Origin of the sequence: Chryseobacterium polytrichastri (genome assembly GCF_900142445.1) — a bacterium.
GTDB classification, from domain to species: domain Bacteria; phylum Bacteroidota; class Bacteroidia; order Flavobacteriales; family Weeksellaceae; genus Chryseobacterium; species Chryseobacterium polytrichastri.
In genome coordinates this window covers 109727-127874 of sequence record NZ_FRAV01000007.1, presented here as the reverse complement: position 1 = coordinate 127874, position 18148 = coordinate 109727, and the positions used below count along the sequence as shown (strand labels likewise).

The following is an 18148-nucleotide window of genomic DNA, read 5'->3' as shown; positions in this document are numbered from 1 at the left end:
CTTATAATTCATTTTTCCAATGCCTAGAAAATCTAAATCGGCGGTAACAGATTTTGTCACAAATTTCACTTTTGAAGAACTTCTTAAGGAAGTAGAATTTGATCTCAGAATTAAAGAATATGTGGTTATGACAATCGATAGTGCGAACTATGCGATGAACCTGAATGTTCCGAGTCGTGCCGAGTATTTTTGTTTGATTTTGGTGAAAAACGGTTATGAGCAGTTTAGAATTGATGATAAACGTTATACAAGTTCGGCAGGAGATATTATCTTTTGCCCGATGTCTGAAACATTTTGGATAGAAGAAGTTTCGGATGATTACGTAGGAAAGTATATTTTCTTTTCTGTAGACTTTATTTCGAATGCTGGTTTTAATTATAGGTCAAGTGATGTATTGAGAAGTCTGTCAGTAGATACCAATGTGATTAAAAATGAACCGGATATTTTTCGCAGAATAGAATTTCATTTGGATGAATTGAAGGTGCTGAATAGCACTGAAAAAGAGAATTATTATTTCAATGAAATGATTTGGCATCACTTTTCGCTGGTTATTTATGAGGTTGATAATTATTTCAAAAGAACAGAAAAGTTCTATCAAGTTACTTCTCGTGAAGATGAAATTACCACAAGCTTTTTTACCTTAGTTCGGGAACATTTTAAAGATCAGCATAGTGTTCAGTTTTATGCAGATGAACTTTGCATTAGCCGAAAATATCTAACAAAAGTCATTAATAAAACGATGTTTAAATCTCCCAGAGATATTATCCATCAAGTTTTGGCTGTAGAAGCCCGATTGTTGCTCAAAAACTCAACAGCCAATGTCAATGAAGTAGCTACTCAATTGAAATTTTCCGATCAGGCGTCTTTTAGCAAATTCTTCAAAAAACATGTAGGCAAATCTCCTCTGGAATATAAGAGAGATGATTTGTATTGATTTTGTTTTAATAGATAATAGATTTTCAATTAATATTCTTCGATATCTATTTGGCTCATAGCAGCCCTTTTTATTGACCTAGGAAAATGCAGCGTTAAGAAACCTCGAAGAGGTTCGCCGATTCAAATAAAAAAATATAAAATATTGAGGCAAAATAAAATTAATCCGTTAAAAAATTCCCACTGTTTGAGTACGGGACAAACTTAGAACCGAAGAAAAACAGGTAAATCCGCACGAGTTTTGGGAATTTTAGGAGTAACTTTTAATTTTTAGCGGAAGTTTCCAAGTCTTGAATTTTTGTTTCTTTTGTTTCAAGACAAAAGAAAAACAGTCATAATAAACACGATGTTTATATCAATAGGAACGGACTTTAGTCCGTTTAATCAATACACCAAAATCAATTGGCTTTAGCCAAAACTTAAATACTGAATTTTCAAAAAAATAAAAAAACACTCACAAAAAATAATCTGTAGAAAAAATAAAATAACCTGACATTTCTCATAGTTGCTTAAAATAAGGAGTCTTTTTGACAAATCAAGAGGTTTTTTGAATATTTCTGTACAACTTTTTTAGTTTCAATTTTGCCCCGTAAAATTTAAAGGAATTATTGTTATGCAGAGATTTTTTATTCAGAAATCGACTATACTTTTCCTCTCGCTGATTGTTTTGGCGGGGTGCAGGAAAAATAATCAAAACCAATCTTATCAGCAACAGGCGCCGGAACTTCCTGTAGATATAGTAAAACAGGGAGATGCTTCTGTTTCCAGAGAATATGCGGCTTCTGTGGAAGGAGTTTCTAATGTGGAAATCAGACCTCAGGTGACGGGATATTTAACCAAAATTTTTGTAGATGAAGGGGATTATGTGAGAGCAGGCCAGTCTTTATTTAAAATTGAAGATCAGATTTTCCGTGAGCAGTTGAAAAGTGCACAGGCTGCTTTAATTACAGCACAAGCGAATCTTTCAACTTCGAAGATTGATGTAGACCGTAAGAAAGAATTATTCAGAAATAAAATGGTTTCCGATATTCAGGTAAAAGAAGCGGAGGCTAATTATAATGCTGCAAGAGGTGCAGTAAGCCAGTCGATGTCTTCTATTGAATCGGCAAAGATCAATCTTAATTTTTCTACAATTAAAGCTCCGGTAAGTGGGTATATTGGAAGATTCAATTATCGTTTGGGAAGTTTATTAACGCCAACTAATCAGGATCCGATTACGCTATTATCAGACATTCATCAGGTATACACCTATTTTAGCATGAGTGAAAATGATTTTAATAACTTCCAGAAACAGACAGTTGGAAGCAATATTAATGAGATCATTAAAAATACGCCTGCAGTTTCTTTATTGCTTTCGGGTGGAGAGAAATATGCTGAAACAGGGAGAATTGATGCTGTGGAAGGTCAGTTTAATAAAACCACGGGTTCTATTACTTTAAGAGCAAAGTTCAACAATCCGAATAACTTATTAAGAAGTGGAAACACTGGAAAAATTGTGATGGAACAGTTTTACAGCAATGTTATTCTGCTTCCGATTGCTTCTACAAGAACGATTCAGGATAAAACTTTTGTATTCACTATCAAAGACGGAAAAGCGACTCAGTTACCGATTGAAGTAAGCGGGAAAGCGGGAGACAATTTCATTATTTCTAAAGGGTTAAAAGCAGGAGATCAGTACATCGTTACCGGTTTCGACAGATTACAGCCGGGAACTCCTGTTGTTGCTCAAAAGCAAAAGAATGCTCAACCGAAAAAATCGTAAGAAAAAATCATGTTAAAGAAAATTATAAAAAGACCCGTACTGGCAACGGTTATCTCCGTATTGCTTGTTATTCTGGGGGTTGTCGGTATGCTCAATCTGCCGATTACAAAATTTCCGGACATTGCGCCACCTACCGTCATGGTAACGGCAGCATATCCAGGAGCCAATGCTGAAACGATTGCGAGATCCGTAGCTCCACCATTGGAAAACGCCATCAATGGAGTTGAAAATATGGATTACATTACTTCTACAGCGAGTAATGACGGTACGTTAAGTATCACCGTGATCTTTAAATTAGGAACTGATCCCGATCAGGCAGCCATCAATGTTCAGAACAGGGTAGCGCAGGTTACGAATCAACTTCCTGCGGAGGTTGTTCAGGCGGGAATCACCACGTTGAAGAGACAAAACAGTATGATTGCGATGGTTTCTCTAACGAGTAAAGATGGCACAATGGACGATCTTTTCCTGGAGAATTATGCAAAAATCAATATTGTTCCGGATCTGAAAAGGGTAAAAGGAGTAGGAGATGCGATGGTGTATGGAAATAAAGATTATTCAATGCGTGTTTGGCTGGATCCGAATAAACTGACTTCATATAACCTTACTCCAGCGGAGGTTTCGCGTGCGATTCAATCTCAAAACTTGGAAGCGGCACCGGGAAGATTCGGGGAAAGAAGTAAAGAATCGATGGAATATGTCCTTCGTTACAAAGGAAAATTCACGGAGCCTGAGCAGTATGAAAATATTACGATCAAAGCATTAAGCGATGGTTCTGTTTTAAAATTAAAGGATGTTGCGAGAGTGGAGTTTGGAGCGTACAGTTATACGGTTTCTTCAAATTTCAACAAAAAACCATCCGTAACGATGGCGATTTTCCAAATGGCAGGATCGAATGCCAACGAAGTACAGATTGCGCTTCAGGAAAGAATGAAAGAACTGGAGAAATCCTTCCCGGAAGGAATGGCGTATGAAATTCCGTATGCAACGAAAGATGCATTAGATCAATCTATCGAGCAGGTAATTAATACGTTGATAGAAGCATTTATTCTTGTATTCATCGTGGTTTATATCTTCTTGCAGGATTTCCGTTCAACATTAATTCCGGCGATTGCGGTTCCGGTTTCTATTGTGGGAACGTTTTTCTTCATGAATCTATTTGGATTCTCAATCAATATCTTAACGCTATTTGCTTTGGTACTCGCCATTGGAATTGTGGTGGATGATGCCATTGTCGTCGTGGAAGCGGTTCATGCTAAAATGGAACATAAGAAACTCAATGCAAAAGCGGCAACGATGTCGGCAATGAGTGAGATTACAGGAGCGATTATTTCGATTACGTTGATTATGTCTGCGGTATTCGTTCCGGTAGCATTTATGAGTGGTTCTACAGGGTTATTTTATCAGCAGTTTGCCTTGACATTGGCGATAGCGATTGTAATTTCTGCGGTCAATGCATTGACGTTAAGCCCGGCTTTATGTGCATTATTCTTAAAACAGAATCACGGGGGTTCTCATGAAAAAATGAATTTTAAAGACCGTTTCTTTGCTGGTTTTAATGCAAGTTTTAATAAGCTGACATTCCGTTACGGAAAAGCGGTATTATTCTTATTAAAAAGAAAATGGATCGCATTCCTTATTATCATTGTGTTTGGAGGGTTATTTACTTGGATGTCTATGACTACGCCAAAAGGATTTATTCCTGATGAAGATCAGAGTTTCATTATCGTGACGGCTAATTTGGCGCCTGGTGCTTCAAAAGACAGAACATCAAAAGTAGTGGCTGATACAGAAGATAAATTGATGAAAAATCCTGCGGTTGACAAAGTGATTTCTGTGGATGGACTGAATCTTTTCAGTGGTTCAATGTCTTCTTCAGCGGCTTCTATTTTCGTTAAATTAAAGAAAGGCGGAGAGCGTGGAAAGATTAATAATATCAATGAAATTATCGGGCAAACGCAAGGAATGCTTTCTCAGGATAAAAGAGCCAATTTCTTGGTAATTAATACGCCAACAGTGGATGGTTTCGGAAATACGAGTGGAATGGAGCTTGTGCTTCAGGACAGAACAAACGGAGAACTTCAGAATTTAGGAAATATCTCTTACGGAATGATGGGGGCTTTGATGCAACGACCTGAAGTTGCTGTGGCGTTTACCACTTTTGATGTTTCTTATCCTCAATATGAAGTCTTGGTAGATGAGGTAAAAGCGGCTCAATTAGGAGTGAGTGTTTCTGATGTGTTAGGCGTGATGCAAGGGTATTACGGAAGTATTCAGTCTTCGGATTTCAACAGATTCGGGAAATATTACAGAGTATTGGTTCAGGCTACTCCGGAAACGAGACAGGATAAAGAATCATTGAATGGTATTTTCGTTAAAAATAATGCGGGTCAAATGGTTCCTGTAAACACGTTGGTAACCTTAAAACAAGTAACAGGAGCGGAAGTGGTGGATCGTTTTAACTTGTTTAATTCTTCCAATTTAACGGTAATGGCAGCTCCGGGATACAGTTCTGGTCAGGCAATGGCGGCGGTTGAAGAAGTGAGCAAGAAAGTGCTACCTCCCGGATTTACGTATGATTATAAAGGAATGAGCCGTGAAGAAGCCACTTCAAGTTCACAATCTGTAATGATCTTCGGATTATGTATCGTGTTTGTATTCTTCCTGTTATCGGCACAGTATGAAAGTTATATTCTTCCGTTTGCTGTATTGATCGGGATACCTGTAGGTTTATCGGGAGTATTTGTAGGCATTACATTGGCGGATCTTTCAAACAATATTTATGTTCAGATCGCGATGGTGATGTTGATTGGATTATTAGCGAAAAACGGAATTCTGATTGTAGAATTTGCCATCCAAAGACGTAGAGCAGGAAAGAGTTTAATTGCTTCTGCGGTGGAAGGAGCTAAGGCTCGTCTTCGTCCGATCTTAATGACTTCTTTGGCTTTTATTACAGGGTTAATTCCGTTGATTTTTGTGGTTGGTCCTTCTGCAATGGGGAATCTTTCCATCGGATATGCAGCAATTTCAGGGATGATTTTCGGAACTGTTTTAGGAATTTTTGTGGTTCCTGTATTGTTTGTGGTATTCCAGTCTTTGCATGAAAGAATCAATGGTAAAGAAGTAACAGAAGCCGATTGGGAATATTAATTCTAATGATATTTAAATAATGAATTCAATTAAAAATATAGCATATTTAGCATTAATTTCAGGGATTGCGGTTTCATGTAAAGTTCAGAAATATGAACGTCCCGAAATAAAAATGCCCGAAGCTTTTAGAAGTGATACGATCGTTACAGACAACAGCGAGAATATCGCAAAGATTAGCTACAAAGATTTTTTTAAAGATCCTGTTTTGGTAGCATTGATTGATAAAGCGATTGTTCAGAATAATGATCTTCAACTGGCTTTAAAACAAATAGAATTTGCTTCTTTGGCCTATCATCAAAGCAAGTGGGCGAATGTGCCGACCGTAAGCGCAACGGTTGCCAATGCAAGTCTCAGCCGACCTTCAGACAACAGTATGAACGGAATGATGGCCGGCCAGTTTATGGGAAGAAAGTATACGGAAGATTATTCTACTACAATCAATATTTCTTGGGAAGCTGATATCTGGGGCAAGATAAGAGGTCGAAAAGAACAGGCTTTAACCGAATATCTTAAAACTCAGGAAGCTGCAAAAGCCGTGAGAACGCAGTTGGTGGCTTCCGTGGTTCAAGGGTATTATAATGTATTGATGTTGGATACGCAGTTGGAAATTACAAAATCTAATTTAGCCTATTCAGACACGACATTGAAGTACTTGACAAAGCAGCAGGAAGTAGGATTAACAACAGCTTTGGCCGTTCAGCAACAGGAAATCGTGAAAGATCAAATCTTAAAAACAATTCCTGCCATTGAAAGTTCTATTGCGACTCAGGAAAATGCATTGAGTCTTTTAATAGGTTCAATGCCTGATAAAATTGAAAGAAGCGCAAGTTTGAATAACATTCAGACGCCCGAAACCATTGCGTCAGGAATTCCAGCAGACTTGTTGAGTTACAGACCCGATATAAAAAGTGCTGAATTGGATCTGAGAAAAAGTATTTCCGGAATTCATGTGGCGAAGATGAGTATGTATCCGTCGTTCAGTATTACCGCTCAGGGTGGACTAAATGCTTTTCAGGCGAGTCATTGGTTCAGTGTTCCAGGATCACTTTTCGGAATGGTAGCGGGGGCAATCGCTCAACCCCTTTTGAACGGAAAACAACTGAAAACACAATACGAGCAATCAAAAGTGTTGTCACAGCAAGCTGAAATTACTTTTAAACAATCGGTTTTAAAAGCGGTAGGTGAGGTTTCTGATGCGTTAATTCAGATTCAAAAACTGGAAGAACAGCAAAAAATTGCAGAAGGTTTGGTGATGAAATCTAATGAAGCCGTGAAGAAAGCAGATATTTTATTTAAATATAATTCAGCGACTTATATTGAGGTTATTTTGGCGCAAAGCAATAAACTTCAGGCAGAATTGGATCTGGCTTCTCTGAAAGCACAAAGATTAAATGCAATCACGATGCTCTACCGATCTGTAGGTGGAGGTTGGCAATAAAGTAAAATGAAACCTGTTGCGTCTATTAGGATACAACAGGTTTTTAATCCAACAGGACATGAAGAATACAAACATACACGAGGGGATCATACTTATTCCGGACTTCAATGGATTTACAGAATTTGTATTCAATACAAAATTGTATACAGGGCAATATATTGTAAGAGAACTGCTTGCTACATTGCTTCAGGTGAATGATCAGCATTTTGATATTTCAGAAATCGAAGGGGATGCTATTTTATTTTATAAATATGATTCAAAACCATCATTTCAAACTGTTTCAAAACTGCTTAATACAATGAGGAATGCTTTTAACAGAAAGGTGGAAGAGTTAAGCGAAGTTTTGAATACATCTATTGATCTGTCTTTAAAATTCATTGTTAACTATGGTAAGTTTTCACAATATACTCTCGGGAACTTCAAGAAACTCTATGGACCGACGGTAATAGAAGCGCATCAGTTGCTTAAAAACGACTTTGCAGAACAACCTTCTTACGCTTTTTTCAGTAATTCTTTTCTGGATAAGACGAATGATTTTGAGAATGGTTCTCATGGTCAATTATATGTTCCGGAGGTAGGTGTTGTTCAGTATTTTGAAAAAATAAAACAGCATATTTAAATTTTCCTTGTAATTTGCTTTTTGCAGACGTCCGAAGAAATTCGGGCGTTTTTTGTTTTTAATGATGTTACAATCAGTTGTTTTTGTGAATATTTCATCATAATATATCAATGTGAGATTATGGCATAATGCTTAATTAGAATTAAGGAAGAATTATTTTGGTTTTTTTTCAAAATTAGATGTAACATACTTTGCATGATAAGTGTCTTATAGATGAAAAACTAAATTTAGTGAAAAGAATTATATCAACAATTGTTTTATTAATAGGAACCTTAGCTTTTGCTCAGGTAAAAAATGATTCTATTAAAGGAAAAGATATAGAGGCTGTTACCGTAACAGTGAGGAAAGCCACTGTAGAATCTAAGGCAGACAGAACTGTTTTTAATGTTGCCAACAGCTCCATTTTAGCAGGAAATACCACTTGGGATGTTTTGAGAATGACGCCTTTGGTAAGTATTGATAATAATGATGCCATCAAAGCAGAAGGGGAATCTGTAACGGTATATATTAATGATAGAAAATCTGTTTTTACAGGAAAAGAATTAAAGGAATACTTAGCGACTATTCCCGCAGATAATCTGATGAAAATTGAGGTCATTACAAGTCCATCTTCAAGGTATGAAAGTGCAGGATCTGTCATCAATATCGTCTTAAAAAAGCGTGATGATGAAGGAATGAAAGGAAGTGTAACGTTGAATAACAGACAAAATACCAAGAACTCGCAATACAGCAACCTCAATCTGAATTATCATAAGAAAAACTTTACGCAGACCTTAATCGGAAGTTACAATGACAATACGCACATTGAGAAAAATAATTATCTCTATACTCGGTATGCAGATAACCAGATTAGTAAATTTAACAGTGTAGATACCAACAAACGCCAAAGTCCTTCTGTTTCTTCTACCTCAGAATATGCGTTAAATGATAAAAATACCATCGGGCTTATTCTGGAATATTATCAAAGTAAAGTTTCCTCTTTTTCAGATGCAGACGGAAGTGTATCTCTTAATAATGATTTTCAATCTTACATTCAGAATCAAAATGCATCGGGACTTAACCGCATGTTGGGAACCAATTTTTTCTATAAATATTATGATAAAGAGAAAAACAGGATCTTAGATATTAATATAGGTTCTAATTATGAATCTCAGGCAGAAGATAATACTTTTTTGAAAAATGGAATTGATGCAAAGGGCAATAAAAGTTTTAATGAAACCCTCATTTCCAATTATAATCAAACCCGTAATTATTACTTAAAAGTAGATTATACACAACCTCTTGGGAAATCTGGATCTGGAGGTACTGTGGAATTTGGCGGTAAGATGGACTTTAATAATAACGTGGTTCCTTACGATCTTTACGAAAACAGTATCACTTCTAATCCTCCTGGAAATAGTTCAGATAGAAGAAATGATTATTTCAGATATGAGGATAACGTGAATTCTATTTATCTGAATTATAGCAAAACGTTCTTCAAAAAACTGGAAACGAGAGTCGGACTTCGATATGAGCATATTGATTTTAAAATACAGCAAGACGTTGCCGGAACCAAAAGAAAAGAATCATACGGAAATTTCCTTCCCAATATATTGTTGAAGTATTCTTTCTCGGATAAATATGATTTGAGTCTAACCTACAACCGCAATGTTTGGCGTCCGTGGTATACAGAATTTAATCCTTTCCTTATTCCTAACAACGAAGGAATATATTACCGAGGAAATATGGATTTAAATCCTAATCCGAGTGATAGGATTGTAATGAAATTAGGACTTTTCAAGAAGTATTTTATTTCTGCAAGATATATGTTTACCAATCAGGATTATTGGACAACCTTTGCGACTGAAAATGGAAAAACGGTCACTTATCCAGGGAATTTTACAGGAAAAATTGAAAAGTATTACCTGTATGCGAATACCAATCAGACCTTCCTGAAGAACAAATTGAGTGTAAATTTAGGAGTTGGATGGTATTATAATGACAACAGTGATTTTAATGCAAAAAATGGATTGGAGGGTGCCAGAGATTATATAAGTTATATTGGTGGTTCTACGAATATATCGTACACGAATCTTTTTAATAAGAATATCAATTTAAGTGCATGGGTTGAAATTTCGAATCAGAATAATGGAAATTCTTATGCGAATAAAGCCAACGTTTTCCATACGATTTCTGTGACCAAAATATTTCCTAAAACACAGATTGAAACGAGCGTACAGTTGATGAATATCTTTAAAAGACCAGTATATGACGGAACAACATTTAGTAATATTGGGACCACTCAAAATTATTCGAGATGGGACTGGTACGGCGTTTCGCTTTCTTTTGTAAAACGTTTCGGAAATCAAAAAGTAAAAGACAATACCAAAACCGATGTTGAGAAAAACGGCGGTGGCGGAAAGTAATTGTTTTTAGTTTAATATAGTTCGAATTTGAAAGCGACTGAAGGAATTCGGTCGCTTTTTTTGTTTCGATTAATAGTTTTGATAGTATCATATGATACTATCAAGGTATCAATAGGAGCGGACTTTAGTCCGCTTTTCTTTTGCATAATAACTTGGGCTTTAGCCGAAATTTAGGAGATCTCCAATCTTTTTTGTTTAAATTAAAAATTGCTATCTTTGATAGTATCATATGATACTATCAAGTTTTGAAACCACCTTATATAATTACAGATAAAATTTTAGAATTAGTTGTTTCTATTTCTGAGAAAATAGGAGAGATTAATGCTAATCATCTTTATAAACCAACCACTGAACTTCGGAAGAAAAATCGTATCAAAACAATTCAATCTTCATTGGAAATTGAAGGAAATACTCTGTCAGAAGAACAGATAACCGCTTTGTTAGAGAATAAAAGAATTATTGCTCCGGCTAAGGATATTCTTGAAGTTCAGAATGCTATTGAAGTGTATGATGACTTGAAACGTTTTAATGTAAATAAAATTAAAGATTTAGAATTTGCACATTCTATCTTAATGAAAGATTTAATTAAGAACGCAGGAAAATTCAGAACAACTAATGTAGGAATTGTTAAAGGTTCAAAAGTTGAACATCTTGCACCTGGTGGTACAATGGTAAAAGGCTTAATGAATGATCTTTTTACCTACTTGAAAAACGATAAAGATTTGATATTAATTAAAAGTTGTGTTTTTCATTATGAATTTGAGTTTATTCATCCTTTTGTAGACGGAAATGGTAGAATGGGAAGGTTGTGGCAGACCTTAATTTTAATGCAGCAATATCCTGTTTTTGAATTTCTACCTGTTGAAAGTCTTATTAAAGAAAATCAAAAGAAATATTATAATAAGCTTTCAGAATCTGATAAAATAGGACAATCTACTCCTTTTATTGAATTTATGTTGGCCATCATATTGGAGTCTTTGAAACAACTTTTACAATCTCAAAATATCAATTTAAGTATAAAGGACAGGTTGTTTTTATTTAAGGACAAAATAGGAAGTAACAAATTTAGCAGAAAAGATTATTTAGAAAGTTTTAAAAGTATTTCTGCACCAACTGCGAGCCGAGATTTGAAGTGGGCTGTAGGACAAAGTATTTTAATGAAATTTGGAGAACAAAGATTAACGGAATATCAATTTAAAGAATAAATGTTTAATCTTTTATTTCAACCACAAAGGGATATAAGATTAGATATTAGTATTTTAGGTTAATTATTAAACTGCTAATAAAATCCCATAAGTTTTTAAAAATCTTTGATTTTATTCTTTGGAGTGGCTTTTGTTTTCTAATAATTAAATAATGGTTAAATATGCAGATAGCTTTTGTCACTTTTGCGGTTAAATTTTCATTAATTTAAATAAACTTAACAAAAAATGCCCGAATCAGATTCAGGCATTTCGTTTTAGAAATATATAAGTAAGATTACTTTAACGTAAACTTCACTTTTGTTTTAATGGCATCAGAAGAATTTCCAATTAATGCTTCAAAATCTCCAGGTTCTGCAACCCAGTCGTGTTTTGCTGCATCAAAGAAACTTAATGCTGTTTTATCAATTGTAAAAGTCACTTCTTTTTCTTCTCCAGGGTTTAAAAATACTTTTTCAAAACCTTTCAATTCTTTTGCAGGACGTGGAACGGATGATTTCAAGTCGCTGATATATAATTGAGCAACCTCAGCACCTGCTTTCTTTCCTGTATTTTTTACCGTAACTGTAAACGTGATTTTGTCTTCCTGAGACATCGTTGTTTTATCGGCTTTCGCTTTTCCGAATTCAAAAGTGGTATAGCTTAATCCGTGTCCGAAACTGAATAAAGGTTTGATCTTTTTTGTATCATGCCAACGGTATCCCACAAAGATTCCTTCGTTGTAAGTAATATTGATTGGGTTTTTCTGATCTTTTCCTTTTCCGGCTGCTAATTCTTCTTTATTTCCAGGATATTCTCCTAATGCATGAGCAGAATTATCTTCCAGCTTCACAGGGAAAGTAAACGGTAATTTCCCTGATGGATTGGCGTCACCTGCCAATACAGAAGCGATAGAATTTCCAGCTTCAGAACCTAGATACCAAGACTGAACAATAGATGGAACTTCTTTTACCCATGGCATTGCCACTGCATTTCCTGAAACCAGAACTACAGCAAGATTTTTATTTGCTTTTGCCAAAGCTGAGATTACATTATCCTGATTGTATGGTAATCCGTAGCTTTTTCTGTCGTTTCCTTCACTGTCTTGGAAATCGGCTTTATTTAATCCTCCAACGAAGATTACGTAGTCAGATTTTTTTGCTAATTCAATAGCTTCGTTTAATAATTCAGCTTCAGAACGAGTGTCTTTTAAGTCTTGTCCGGATTTTACGCCGTTATATTCTCCACCAATATCTCCCACATAACCTCTTGCATATTGTACGTCAGATTGTTTTCCAAATCTTGCTTTAATTCCGTCTAAAGGAAGTGTTTCATATTTCACTTTTAATGAAGATGAACCTCCACCAACAGTCATGATCTTAATAGCATTTTCACCAATAACAGCAATTCTTTTAGCTTTATTAATATCAATTGGAAGAACGTTTCCTTGGTTTTTCAACAAAACAATTCCTTCTTCACCGATTTCTTTGGCTACCGCTTTATGTTCTTCAGAAGCAACATTTCCGAAAGGCTTGTTTCGGTTCATTGTCGTTTTGTACGCAAGATTTAAAATTCTTGTTACTTTATCGTCAAGTTCTTTTGTTCCTACTTTTCCGGATTTAATTAAATCTAAATAAGGCTGTGCTAAATAATAATTATCGTATGCATTTTTGGTTCCTGCAGAAAGTCCGTTGGTCCAGCTTCCGAATTCAAGATCCAATCCGTTATGGATAGCTTGTTCCGTATTGTTTACGGCACCCCAGTCTGAAACTACAACGCCTTTGTATTTCCATTCTCCTTTTAAAATATCATTTAGAAGATATTGGTTTTGGCTTGCATATTCGTTTTTGTACATGTCGTAAGCGCCCATGATCGTCCACGAATCTCCTTCTGTAACCGCAGCTTTGAAAGGCGGAAGATAAATCTCATACAACGTTCTGTCGTCTATCTTTACATTACTTGTATGACGGAACATTTCCTGATTGTTAAGAGCATAATGCTTTACAGAAGTCGCTACACCGTTTGATTGCACTCCTTTGATATAAGGAACTACCATTTTAGATGTTAAAAAAGGATCTTCACCCATATATTCGAAATTTCTTCCGTTTAATGGCGTTCTGTAGATATTTACTCCGGGTCCTAAAAGGATATCTTTCTTTCTGTAACGGGCTTCTTCTCCTAAAGCTTTACCGTAATTCCATGACATTTTTTTATTCCATGTTGCTGAAAGTGCGGTTAAAGCAGGGTAGGCGATGATAGAGTCATTCGTCCAGCCGGCTTGGTTCCATTCGTCCCACATCACTTCCGGACGGACACCGTGAGGGCCATCTGTTGTCCAGAATTCAGGAATTCCCAATCTAGGAACTCCGGGAGAGCTAAACTTCGATTGTGCATGAAGCATTGCTACTTTCTCTTCCAGTGTCATTCTGGAAAGTGCATCCTTAACGCGTTGCTCAACGGGTTTGGATTCGTCTAAATAAACGGGTGTAGTATTTTGAGCCATAGAATAAGCAGAAAAAAGTGTGAATAAACTTATGATGGCAGTTTTCTTTAACATAAAAACCTTTTTTTGATTCGTAACAAAATTAAGAAAAATTTTTATTATCTCAAATTGAGAAAATGTAATTTTTGCATAATTGGTCATTAATAACCAATTGTAAGTAAGAAAAATGCGAGTTTGGCTAATAGAATTTCTAAGAAAAAAAGGCAAAATAAAAAGACACCATTTCAGATTGTAAATTTTTCTGAAATGATGTCCCGATATAAAATAATAGAATTTTTTAATCAATCGAATAATAGCTTACTGCTTAAAGCCTATTGCTTATAGCAAAAACTACTACCAACCTTTAACAGCGCCTCCTTTGAAGATCTCTTCAGCTTTTTTTACCACTTCATCAGATTGATATGCTTTAAGGAAGTTTTTCACTTTCTCATCGTTTTTGTTATCTTCTCTTGCCACAACAAGGTTCACATAAGGAGAATCTTTATCTTCTTTAAAAATCCCGTTTTTAGCTTCATCTAATCCGGCCTGTGCAGCGAAATTATTATTGATAATCGCAATTACCACTTCCTTATCATCCAAAACTCTTGGCAATTGTGGAGCTTCAATTTCTACAATTTTCAGTTGTTTTGGGTTGTCAACAATATCAGTTACTTTAGGAAGTAAACCAATACCGTCTTTTAATTTTATTAATCCGTTTTTCTGTAAAAGAAGTAATGAACGTCCGCCGTTGGTAGGGTCATTAGGAATTACAATCGTACTTCCGTTTTTAAGTTCACTGATGTTTTTAATCTTTTTTGAATACGCTATGATAGGATAAAGAAAAGTCTTTCCTATAATCGCTAGTTTGTATCCTCTCTGTTTTGACTGTTCATCCAAATAAGGAGCATGTTGGAAAGCATTGGCATCAATATCTCCATTATTCAACGCTTCATTTGGGACTACGTAATCATTGAAAGAAACAAGCTCTACGTCAAGGTTGTATTTTTCCTTTGCTACTTTTTTCGCTACTTCAGCAATTTCCTGTTCAGGCCCTGCTGTAATACCGACTTTAATATGATTTGGATCTTCCTTTTTTGCTTTATTACAAGCCGTGAATAATAGTAAACCAGCTGCTAGGAAACTTAAAATTTTTATTTTTTTCATTGTAAATTATTTTATTTATTATTTTATCTGTTTTAAACGCAAAGTCGCAAAGGTTTCTAATCTTTGCACGGATTTTAAGGCGCAAGAAAATCTTAGATTTTCATCGTAAAACATGAGGTTTTGTATGCACAATCAAATTTATCGAAGATAAAATCCTTGCGCCTTAAAAACATCTATTATTCAATTTTTTGCGCCTTTGCGATTAACCAAAATTAGCGATGATCAAATATTTTAGCTAATCTATCACCAGAAAACTGAATGATAAACACGATAGCTACCAATAAACCTAATACCAGATTCATAATTACAGCGTCATAACCTATGTAACCATATTGATATCCGATTTGTCCTAATCCGCCTGCGCCAACAGCTCCACCCATTGCAGAATATCCTACTAAGGTGATCAAAGTGATGGTTGCGTTATTAACCAATGAAGGAAGTGCCTCTGGAAGCAATACTTTTTTAATGATCTGAAATGGAGTAGCACCTAAAGCTCTTGCGGTTTCAATTAACCCAGCCGGAACTTCAAGCAAACTGTTTTCTACCAATCTTGCAATAAATGGTGCAGCGCCGATACTTAACGGAACTAATGCTGCATTGACTCCAATAGATGTTCCCACCAAAGTTCTTGTAAAAGGGATCATCCAGACAATCAAAATAATGAAAGGGATAGAACGGAAAATATTAACCAAAATAGAGAGTATTCTGTTATAATATACATTTTCCAGCAACTGATCTTTTCTGGTCATAAATAAAAGAATTCCAACAGGAAGTCCCAACACGAATCCGAAAAACCCTGAAACAAAAGTCATATAAACTGTTTCCCAAACTCCTTTCGACAAAAGCGAAATTACCGTATCACTAAGCATAACCTTTTACTGTATTTTGAATTTTATTTTGATTGAAATAATAGATTGCTTTTTGGTTTTCTTCCTCTTCCCCTTGAAGCTGCAGCAATAATTTCCCGAAGTTGGAATCTCCAAGATATTCTACATCTGCTTTCAGAAGTTTGTATGGAATTTTATATTGATCATAAATAACGGAGAGTAATTTTTCCACAGATATATGTTCGTCAATTTCTATTTCAACAAGTGGAAATAATCCCGCTTGTGGTTCTTTTTGTAGTTTTTTATTTAATTCTTGTGGTATAGTCATAACACCTGAGTTTAAAAATTGTTTGATGATCGGATTTTCTTTATTAGAGATGATCTCACTTAAAGTTCCTTTCGCTAAAAGTTTACCTTTGTCTATCACGGCAACGTGGTTACAGATTGATTTGATAACTTCCATTTCGTGGGTAATCAGTAAAATGGTAATTCCCAACCTTAGATTAATATCTCTCAACAATTGTAAAATAGATTGAGTGGTCGCCGGATCTAATGCACTTGTGGCTTCGTCACAAAGTAGGAGATAAGGATCATTAGCCAAAGCTCTTGCAATAGCAACCCTTTGCTTCTGCCCACCAGAAAGACTTTTAGGATAGTCATTGGCTTTGTCTTCCAATCCTACGATCTTCAGCAGCTCATTAACTTTTTTCTGGATATCCGATTTGTTATTGTTATCTAATTCTAAAGGAAGCGCTACATTTTCAAAAACAGTTCTTGAAGAAAGCAGATTAAAATGCTGAAAGATCATCCCTATTTTTTTGCGTTCATGAGCAAGCTGCTTAGGTTTTAGTTGGGTGAAATCTTTTCCGTTGATGATAATCTGTCCCTGATCGGGTCTTTCCAATAAATTTACAGTACGTATCAAAGTACTTTTTCCGGCACCTGAAAAGCCTATAATTCCTACAATATCTCCTTGTTCAAGAGTCAGGCTCACATCATCCAGTGCTTTAAACGACTGTTTTTTTTGGTGAAATGTTTTTGAAATGTTCTTAATTTCTATCATTATATTTAAGCTACTTACTTACACTTTATACGGGTTGATAAGGTCTGTTGTTTTTCTTTACATGCCTCATTACCCTTCTTATTTTTACTTTTGACCTTTTGGAAAGTTTGAAGTATTTGGTAATATTGGTGAGGAGAACTCCAATTAATATTACTGAAAGACCATACAGCTGATTTCCGTTGATCGTTTGATTAGCAATAATCCAGCCAGCAATTACGGTCACGATGGGATTTATATACGTGTGCGTACTTACTAAAGCGGCCGGTTTTACAGATAAAAGCCAAATATACGAAAGATAGGCCACAATAGAACCGAAGAAGATCAGGAATGTTACACCCAGCCATGCTGAGAGTGGAATTTCACTGATTGAGAACTGGTTCCATTCTTTTCTGAAAAAGGCGATGATAAAAGAAGCAATCCCTGCAATAATGAGCTGTTGCGCAATATTCATAAAAGTAGAATGGCTGGCAGGATTTTTCTTAGAATATAAAGAACCCAGTACCCATGCTATTGAACTTATGGCTAAAACAATAAATGCGGTGACCCGAATGGAATCGCTTATTGCCGGATGATGGGCGTTAGAATTTACACTTCCTTTCAGAAATAAAATCAATCCGATAAAACCTATCGCTAAACCTATAGGAATAAATTTATCAGAGAAATAGTATTTCCAGTTTTTCTTGTCGATGGCAATAAACCAAAATGGTCCTGTGGCAATTGTAATTGCAGCTTCCGAAGCAGAGACATACTGTTCTCCCCAAGCTACCAGCCCGGTTCCTCCGGTAAGAATAAGAATTCCTGTGATTCCATTTTTTTTCCAATTAACCAATGAATTGGCTTTTTCTCCTTTTGCAGTAAGATAGCCAATCATTAATATCCCAGCAGCTAAAAATCTAAAACCCGAAAGGATAAAAGGAGGAAAGCCTTTTAATCCGAAAGAGATGGCTAAAAATGTAATTCCCCAGATTACATAAATATTGGCAAATGCGACGGGGACTAACCAGTTATTTTTTGAGTGAGTCATTGTGAGTTATGTTTTTTTATGTTGTTTTTAGAAATAAAAAAGGCCCTACAACGTGGTAAGGCCTTTAAAAATATGTCATATAAAAGTAAGGTCAACCACA

At 35.6% G+C, this 18148-nt stretch carries 12 protein-coding genes; 7 read left to right on the top strand and 5 right to left on the bottom strand.

The window, feature by feature from the left end; all coding sequences use genetic code 11:
* Positions 1 to 19: 19 nt before the first annotated feature.
* From BUB80_RS06195 to BUB80_RS06165, 7 genes are all read left to right on the top strand, one after another.
* Positions 20 to 934, top strand: coding sequence for an AraC family transcriptional regulator (locus tag BUB80_RS06195; RefSeq protein ID WP_073291909.1), 915 nt, complete (start codon positions 20 to 22; stop codon positions 932 to 934).
* 612 nt (positions 935 to 1546) lie between these two features.
* Positions 1547 to 2695, top strand: coding sequence for an efflux RND transporter periplasmic adaptor subunit (locus BUB80_RS06190; RefSeq protein WP_073291907.1), 1149 nt, complete (start codon positions 1547 to 1549; stop codon positions 2693 to 2695).
* Positions 2696 to 2704: 9 nt separating this feature from the next.
* A complete protein-coding gene (locus tag BUB80_RS06185) occupies positions 2705 to 5845 on the top strand; it encodes an efflux RND transporter permease subunit (RefSeq protein WP_073291905.1) in 3141 nt (1046 codons plus the stop codon).
* Between the two features lie 19 nt (positions 5846 to 5864).
* Entirely contained in the window at positions 5865 to 7283 is a 1419-nt protein-coding gene (locus tag BUB80_RS06180; RefSeq protein WP_073291903.1) for an efflux transporter outer membrane subunit, read from the top strand.
* Between the two features lie 58 nt (positions 7284 to 7341).
* Positions 7342 to 7902, top strand: a complete 561-nt coding sequence (locus BUB80_RS06175) for a DUF2652 domain-containing protein (protein ID WP_073291902.1) — start codon at positions 7342 to 7344, stop codon at positions 7900 to 7902.
* A gap of 230 nt (positions 7903 to 8132) precedes the next feature.
* Complete coding sequence (locus BUB80_RS06170; RefSeq protein ID WP_073291900.1) at positions 8133 to 10307, top strand: outer membrane beta-barrel family protein; 2175 nt, start codon at positions 8133 to 8135, stop codon at positions 10305 to 10307.
* Between the two features lie 245 nt (positions 10308 to 10552).
* Complete coding sequence (locus BUB80_RS06165; RefSeq protein ID WP_073291899.1) at positions 10553 to 11512, top strand: Fic family protein; 960 nt, start codon at positions 10553 to 10555, stop codon at positions 11510 to 11512.
* 274 nt (positions 11513 to 11786) lie between these two features.
* Here BUB80_RS06165 and BUB80_RS06160 read toward each other — a convergent pair whose 3' ends face one another.
* The 5 genes from BUB80_RS06160 to BUB80_RS06140 form a co-directional block, all read right to left on the bottom strand.
* Positions 11787 to 14045, bottom strand: coding sequence for a glycoside hydrolase family 3 C-terminal domain-containing protein (locus tag BUB80_RS06160; protein ID WP_073291989.1), 2259 nt, complete (start codon positions 14043 to 14045; stop codon positions 11787 to 11789).
* A gap of 279 nt (positions 14046 to 14324) precedes the next feature.
* Positions 14325 to 15134 carry a methionine ABC transporter substrate-binding lipoprotein MetQ gene (metQ, locus tag BUB80_RS06155; protein ID WP_073291897.1) on the bottom strand — a complete coding sequence of 270 codons (810 nt, stop codon included), beginning with the start codon at positions 15132 to 15134 and terminating at the stop codon, positions 14325 to 14327.
* Positions 15135 to 15346: 212 nt separating this feature from the next.
* Entirely contained in the window at positions 15347 to 16003 is a 657-nt protein-coding gene (gene metI, locus BUB80_RS06150; protein WP_054509870.1) for a methionine ABC transporter permease MetI, read from the bottom strand.
* Positions 15996 to 17024, bottom strand: a complete 1029-nt coding sequence (locus tag BUB80_RS06145; RefSeq protein ID WP_073291895.1) for a methionine ABC transporter ATP-binding protein — start codon at positions 17022 to 17024, stop codon at positions 15996 to 15998. The genes metI and BUB80_RS06145 overlap by 8 nt, the downstream gene beginning before the upstream one ends.
* Positions 17025 to 17049: 25 nt before the next feature.
* Positions 17050 to 18048 (bottom strand): EamA family transporter, encoded by a 999-nt coding sequence (locus BUB80_RS06140; protein ID WP_073291893.1) that lies wholly within the window; start codon positions 18046 to 18048, stop codon positions 17050 to 17052.
* Positions 18049 to 18148 lie beyond the last annotated feature (100 nt).

What these genes read in the sequence shown, in the direction of transcription:
- BUB80_RS06195 (WP_073291909.1), top strand. Translation starts at nt 20, where the DNA reads ATGCCTAGAAAATCTAAATCGGCGGTAACAGATTTTGTCACAAATTTC.
- BUB80_RS06190 (WP_073291907.1), top strand. Translation starts at nt 1,547, where the DNA reads ATGCAGAGATTTTTTATTCAGAAATCGACTATACTTTTCCTCTCGCTG.
- BUB80_RS06185 (WP_073291905.1), top strand. Translation starts at nt 2,705, where the DNA reads ATGTTAAAGAAAATTATAAAAAGACCCGTACTGGCAACGGTTATCTCC.
- BUB80_RS06180 (WP_073291903.1), top strand. Translation starts at nt 5,865, where the DNA reads ATGAATTCAATTAAAAATATAGCATATTTAGCATTAATTTCAGGGATT.
- BUB80_RS06175 (WP_073291902.1), top strand. Translation starts at nt 7,342, where the DNA reads ATGAAGAATACAAACATACACGAGGGGATCATACTTATTCCGGACTTC.
- BUB80_RS06160 (WP_073291989.1), bottom strand. Translation starts at nt 14,045, where the DNA reads ATGTTAAAGAAAACTGCCATCATAAGTTTATTCACACTTTTTTCTGCT.
- metQ (WP_073291897.1), bottom strand. Translation starts at nt 15,134, where the DNA reads ATGAAAAAAATAAAAATTTTAAGTTTCCTAGCAGCTGGTTTACTATTA.
- metI (WP_054509870.1), bottom strand. Translation starts at nt 16,003, where the DNA reads ATGCTTAGTGATACGGTAATTTCGCTTTTGTCGAAAGGAGTTTGGGAA.
- BUB80_RS06145 (WP_073291895.1), bottom strand. Translation starts at nt 17,024, where the DNA reads ATGATAGAAATTAAGAACATTTCAAAAACATTTCACCAAAAAAAACAG.
- BUB80_RS06140 (WP_073291893.1), bottom strand. Translation starts at nt 18,048, where the DNA reads ATGACTCACTCAAAAAATAACTGGTTAGTCCCCGTCGCATTTGCCAAT.